At 35.2% G+C, this 5,697-nt stretch carries 5 protein-coding genes; 4 read left to right on the top strand and 1 reads right to left on the bottom strand.

Annotated features, from left to right (window positions below; translation table 11 throughout):
• Nucleotides 1-423 (top strand): MFS transporter (locus AC1DOS_RS17495; protein WP_477538528.1); only part of this gene is annotated, 423 nt, incomplete at its 5' end.
• Nucleotides 424-485: 62 nt separating this feature from the next.
• Here the strand turns inward: AC1DOS_RS17495 and AC1DOS_RS17490 are convergent.
• On the bottom strand, nt 486-953 hold the full coding sequence (locus tag AC1DOS_RS17490; protein WP_108584382.1) for a YkyB family protein: 468 nt from the start codon (nt 951-953) through the stop codon (nt 486-488).
• 143 nt (nt 954-1,096) lie between these two features.
• On the opposite strand from AC1DOS_RS17490, the gene AC1DOS_RS17485 reads away from it, so the two are divergent.
• The 3 genes from AC1DOS_RS17485 to fadH all read left to right on the top strand — a co-directional run bounded on the left by AC1DOS_RS17485 (nt 1,097) and on the right by fadH (nt 5,608).
• Nucleotides 1,097-2,647 carry a Ppx/GppA phosphatase family protein gene (locus AC1DOS_RS17485; RefSeq protein ID WP_477538527.1) on the top strand — a complete coding sequence of 517 codons (1,551 nt, stop codon included), beginning with the start codon at nt 1,097-1,099 and terminating at the stop codon, nt 2,645-2,647.
• Nucleotides 2,640-4,742 (top strand): RNA degradosome polyphosphate kinase, encoded by a 2,103-nt coding sequence (locus AC1DOS_RS17480; protein ID WP_477538526.1) that lies wholly within the window; start codon nt 2,640-2,642, stop codon nt 4,740-4,742. The genes AC1DOS_RS17485 and AC1DOS_RS17480 overlap by 8 nt, the downstream gene beginning before the upstream one ends.
• Before the next feature lie 95 nt (nt 4,743-4,837).
• Nucleotides 4,838-5,608 carry a 2,4-dienoyl-CoA reductase gene (gene fadH, locus AC1DOS_RS17475; RefSeq protein WP_477538525.1) on the top strand — a complete coding sequence of 257 codons (771 nt, stop codon included), beginning with the start codon at nt 4,838-4,840 and terminating at the stop codon, nt 5,606-5,608.
• The last annotated feature ends 89 nt before the right edge of the window (nt 5,609-5,697 follow it).

Genomic DNA, 5,697 nt, shown 5'->3' with positions numbered 1-5,697 from the left:
GGTTCTTTTGTATTCGGCTATATAACCAAACGCATCGGAGCCAAAAATGCTGTCACCATAGTTGCTATTCTTATGATTGTCTCCCTATTTGTAGCAGTTTTTGCTTATGATCAGTGGATGTTTTGGATTGCGGGAAGTATGTTCGGTGTTTCTCTAGGTTCTATGTGGGTCACATCTCGTACACTCATTATTGAATTGTCACCGGAGGACAAACGCGGTCAATTTTTCGGAATGTTTGCGTTTTCAGGTAAAGTATCGTCTATCATTGGTCCAGTCCTTTATGGGACGATTACGTATCAACTTCAAGATTATGGACCACTTGCAAGTCGTATTGCATTATCAACATTGATTATAATGACCGTTATTGGATTAATCATTCATTTGCGTTTAAAACATGATTCAACTGACCCTAAAGTGGGTTAAATTAATAAAAAGAAATGCCGGAACCACTTTGATGGGTTCCGGCATTTTTGTAAATATATAAATTAATCTAAATAAGAGCTTCCAAACGTATATGAACGATTTTTTAAAGGTTGTTTTTTAGACATAGGGGTGGGAGCATGTGTGGGTTTTTTCTTTATTATTGTCTGAGATAAGCCTGTATATTCACTTAGAAGTTGTTTGGCTATATTCAAACTCATTCTTCTTTGTGGATTACGGTAGTTATCATCCAAATGACCCAAATGTGTCAGACTTTGAAAATCTTCTTTTTTGGGTAATAGATGAAAGTAATAATCAGCACATTGAACTAATACAGAAGATTGCTGTTGACTAAATCGAGGGTTTTTCACAAAGTGTAGTCCCAATTTTTTTGCGCGTCCGGTTTCAATCATCTTTTCAATGGTTAATCTTTTTAATTCATAAAGAAATTTGTTATCAGTTGCAGTTTTTGCATGACGATTAACAGAATAAATAGCGGCAGCTAATTGTTCATCAGTCCTATTTGGTTTCATGGAATCCCACCCTTCGTGTCGTAGAAAACGAGTAATAATGCAAGAATAAGGAAAAATTCAGAGCATTCAATTAAATATTATCATACCAATTTCTTCCCAATATGTATAGATGAATTCAAAAAAATGTGGAAAAGGTGATAAAAATGAAAAAACAAAAAACAGCTATATTAGATATTGGGTCTAACACGATCCGCTTAGTTATTTATTCTTATGATGAAAGAAGAGGTCTACGCGAATTCGAAAATATAAAAACCGTAGCTCGTTTACGAACCTATATACAAACTAATGGTGAAATGTCTGAAGAGGGGATTGAATTACTTCAAAAGATTTTATTATCTTTTCGTCAAATGTTAGATGATTATGATGTGCAAGAAGTCTTAGTAACGGCGACAGCTGCTGTTCGTCAAGCATCAAATCAAAATGAGATACTTAAACGTATGAAAAAAGAAACGGGTTTAGATATAGATGTGTTAACAGAAGAAGAAGAAGCGTATTTTGGTTTTGTTGCGGTGTCACATTCCGTACCAACAAAGTCTGCGGTAACGATTGATATTGGTGGAGGTAGTACCGAGATTACATATTTCAAAGAAAAGAAATTGCAGAACACACATAGCTTTCCTTTTGGAGTTGTTTCACTAAAGCAACATTTTATGCAAGGTGACCGGATGACATCTGTAGAAAAAGAACAATTGGCTTTGTTTACAGAAGCTCAATTTCGTTCCCTGCCTTGGCTTAATGGGTTGAAATTACCTGTCATCGGGATTGGTGGTAGCGCTCGAAATATTGCTCAAATTGATCAGCAAAGAAAAGAATATCCTTTTTCGAGCGTTCATCAATATAAGATGAAGGTGCATGATGTTATTACATTGAGTGACACATTGTCAGATTTATCTATAGAAGAGTTGAAGAAAATTGAAGGTTTATCAAGTGATCGAGCAGATATTATAATACCTGCGCTAGAAGTTTTCAGAGCATTGATGAAAGTGGTAAAGTCTGAAGAGTTTATGTTTAGTGGTAAAGGATTAAGAGAAGGTATCATGCTAAACCGTATTCTACAAACGCATCCGGAAGAATTAAATAAACATGAAGTATTTAAACACAGCAGTGAAACGTTAGCAGCTGAATATGAAATAAATCTCAAAGAAGCGAGACATCTCCAATTTTTAGCGAGGAAAATTTATTTGGAGTGCGTGAAGAATCGAATCATCGAACAGTCGCCTGCGAACTTGCTATTGCTTGAACGAGCAGCATCCCTTTTCTATTTAGGAGAATACATTGATGCGGATTCTGCAAGTCAACATACCTTCTATATTTTAACTAATCGTTCTATTGATGGTTTAGAGCATTTTGATCGCTTGAGATTAGCACTCGTGGCTTCGTATAAAAACAAAGATACATTTAAAGTGTACGCCGCTCCATTCGAAAAATGGATTGAAAAAGGAGAACTAAAAAGTTTGAGAGAGTTGGGGGCGATATTAAAATTTGCCTATGGCTTAAATGGTTCAAAACGATCAATAGTAAACGATTTATCAATTGAATCTTCGCAAGACGGCTTTCGAATGAAGATTTTTGTAAGTGGAAATGCTATGGCTGAAGAATATCAAGCAGGTAAACAGAAAAAACATTTAGAGCGTTTATGTAAGTGTGAGGTCACTTTGGAATTTGTAATGAAGGATGGAGATTCGCATGACTGAACAACAAGCACCTTTTGAAAAAGATAACCCTTCGTACTACAACAATCGTGAACTTAGTTGGTTAGCTTTCAATGAACGTGTTCTTCAAGAAGCTGAAGATGAACGGAATCCTTTAGTTGAACGATTGAAATTTTTAGCCATTTTCAGTTCGAATTTGGATGAATTTTTCATGGTACGCGTAGCGGGCCTTCAAGATCAAGTGAGAGTAGGATTTCAAAAACATGAAAATAAAGCCGGATTAACTCCAAAACAACAGCTTGAAAAAATTGCTCAAAAAACACATGCATTGGTCAAACGGCAATCGCGTGTTTATCAGTTGCTTGTTTATGAACAATTAAAACAACAAGATGTACAAGTATTAAAGATGGCTGAACTTTCTAAAACACAAAAAATATATACACATAACTTCTTTGAAGAACATGTATTCCCGGTATTAACCCCAGTTGCAGTGGATGCATATCGACCGTTTCCAACACTCTTAAGTAAAACAATGAATATTATCATCATTCTTGAACAGCAAAATGGAGAAGAAACTAATGAAAAAGTGGCTATTGTTCAAGTTCCATCCGTTTTGAAAAGGATGATTAAAGTCCCTTCTAAAAAAGGAGATACGTTTGTTTACTTGGAAGACTTGATTATAGATCAAATAAATTCGTTGTTTTTTGGATACAAAGTAAAATCAGTCACCGCTTTTAGAATGACCCGAAACGCGGATCTTACAATTCACGAAGAAGGTGCCCGAGACTTATTAGTAGAAATTGAGAAGGAGTTAAAAAAACGAAAATGGGGAGCAGCTAGTCGTTTGGAAGTTCGAGCAAATGAAATTAATCAGGAAGTATTAAGTTATTTACTTAATGAACTTGAAATTCATAAAGATGATGTCTTTAAACTTGAATGCCCAATAGATTTGACATTTTTATTTAGCTTTATTAAAGAAATCAAAGTTGGTCGAGAACAGTTAGAGTTTGAAAATTTCATACCACAACCACCTGTCGATTTGACATCGGATGAAGATATTTTTACAAAAGCATTGCAGCAAGATTTATTTTTCCATCATCCTTATGAATCTTTTGCACCTATTATAGAATTTATATCTGAAGCGGCAGATGACCCCAATGTATTAGCGATTAAACAGACTTTATATCGAGTAAGTGGAAACTCTCCCATGATTCACGCGCTCAAAAAAGCGGCAGAGAATGGCAAGCAAGTAACGGTATTAGTTGAATTGAAAGCAAGGTTTGATGAAGAGAATAACGTTCACTGGGCAAAAGAATTAGAACAGGCCGGATGCCTTGTTATTTATGGTATGCATAATTTAAAAACACATTCAAAAATCACATTAGTGGTTAGAACACAAAATGATCGTATTGAACGATTTGTTCATCTAGGAACAGGAAATTATAATGATCAAACTGCAAAAATCTATACGGATATGGGGATTATCACTACTAGGAAAAAATTTGGCATCGATGCAACCAATTTCTTTAATTATTTAAGTGGCTATACCGAAAAACCTGTTTTTCATCATCTAGTTGTCGCTCCTTTTGATATTAGAGATGAATTTATGAAATTGATTGATCAAGAAATTGTCCTTCATAAGGAACATGGCAATGGGTATATTCGAGCAAAAATGAATTCACTTACGGATAAAGATCTAATTATTAAAATGTACGATGCTTCAATCGCTGGAGTTAAAATCGATTTAATTATTCGAGGTATTTGTTGTTTACGCCCTCAAATTAAAAGGATTAGTGAACATATTCGGGTCATTAGTATTGTTGGACGTTTTCTGGAACACTCGAGAATCTATTGGTTCCATCAAAATGGGGAAAATCTTGTATTTTTATCTTCTGCAGATATGATGACAAGAAATATGATTAAACGTGTGGAAATTCTTTTTCCTATCGTCGATCCGTTTATTAAAGAACGAATCATGAATGTTATATTACTTCAAATGCAAGATACTGCGAAGTCACGTGAACAAGATGAACATGGTGAGTACCACTATCGTTTCCCGAATAAGCATGAAGAAATAATAAACAGTCAGGAAGAATTATTAAAATTGGTATATCGTGTTTCAAAAGATGAAGAATAATGCTTTTTCTCCTATATCTATATACTTTTGTGGAATAGTGATGGCATAATAGAAATATGAATGAATATTCAGAAATATTATAAGGGGGTATTAAAATGTTACTAAAAGACCAAACAATTATTATTACTGGTGGTTCAAGTGGAATGGGATTTTATATGGCGAAGCGTTTCGTAGAAGAAGGAGCAAACGTTGTTATTACTGGACGTGATTTAGAACGTTTAGAGACTGCACAAAAAGCAATTTCCCATGATTTTAATCATGTAGGCATTTTTCAAATGGATGTACGTGAACCTGAACATGTTAAAGCTATGGTCAATTATACGCACGAGATGTTTGGACGGATTGATGGACTTGTTAACAATGCAGCAGGAAATTTCATCGTTCATGCAGAAAAACTTTCACCAAATGGCTGGAAATCAGTTATCGATATCGTGTTAAATGGCACTTTTTATTGCTCTCAAGCTGTAGGGAATTATTGGATTGAAAAAGAACAAAAAGGATCAATACTGAATATGTTGGCAACTTATGCTTGGAATGCTGGAGCTGGCGTAGCTCACTCTGCTGCAGCTAAAGCAGGTGTCATGTCTCTTACTCGCACCTTAGCAGTTGAATGGGGAACTCAATATGGCATTCGTGTAAATGGAATCGCTCCAGGACCAATTGAGCGAACTGGTGGTGCTGATAAGTTGTGGGAATCTGAAGAGTCTGCTGCACGAACATTAAAGTCTGTGCCACTAGGAAGACTTGGGAAACCAGAAGAAATTGCTGATCTTGCTGCGTTTATGCTTTCTGATAAAGCTGCTTACATGAATGGTGAGATTGTCACTTTAGATGGTGGACAATGGTTAAATAAATTTCCTTTTTAAGCTTAAAATTTAAATGTTAACCCATACTAATTCTACGACATTGAAAGGATAGGATGAAAATGGGTTTATGGACATGGCCATTATTAGGC

This window comes from Paenisporosarcina sp. P5_A11 (genome assembly GCF_056400705.1).
Note: the sequence above shows the minus strand (reverse complement) of the source record. Positions and strands in the feature narration are given on the sequence as shown.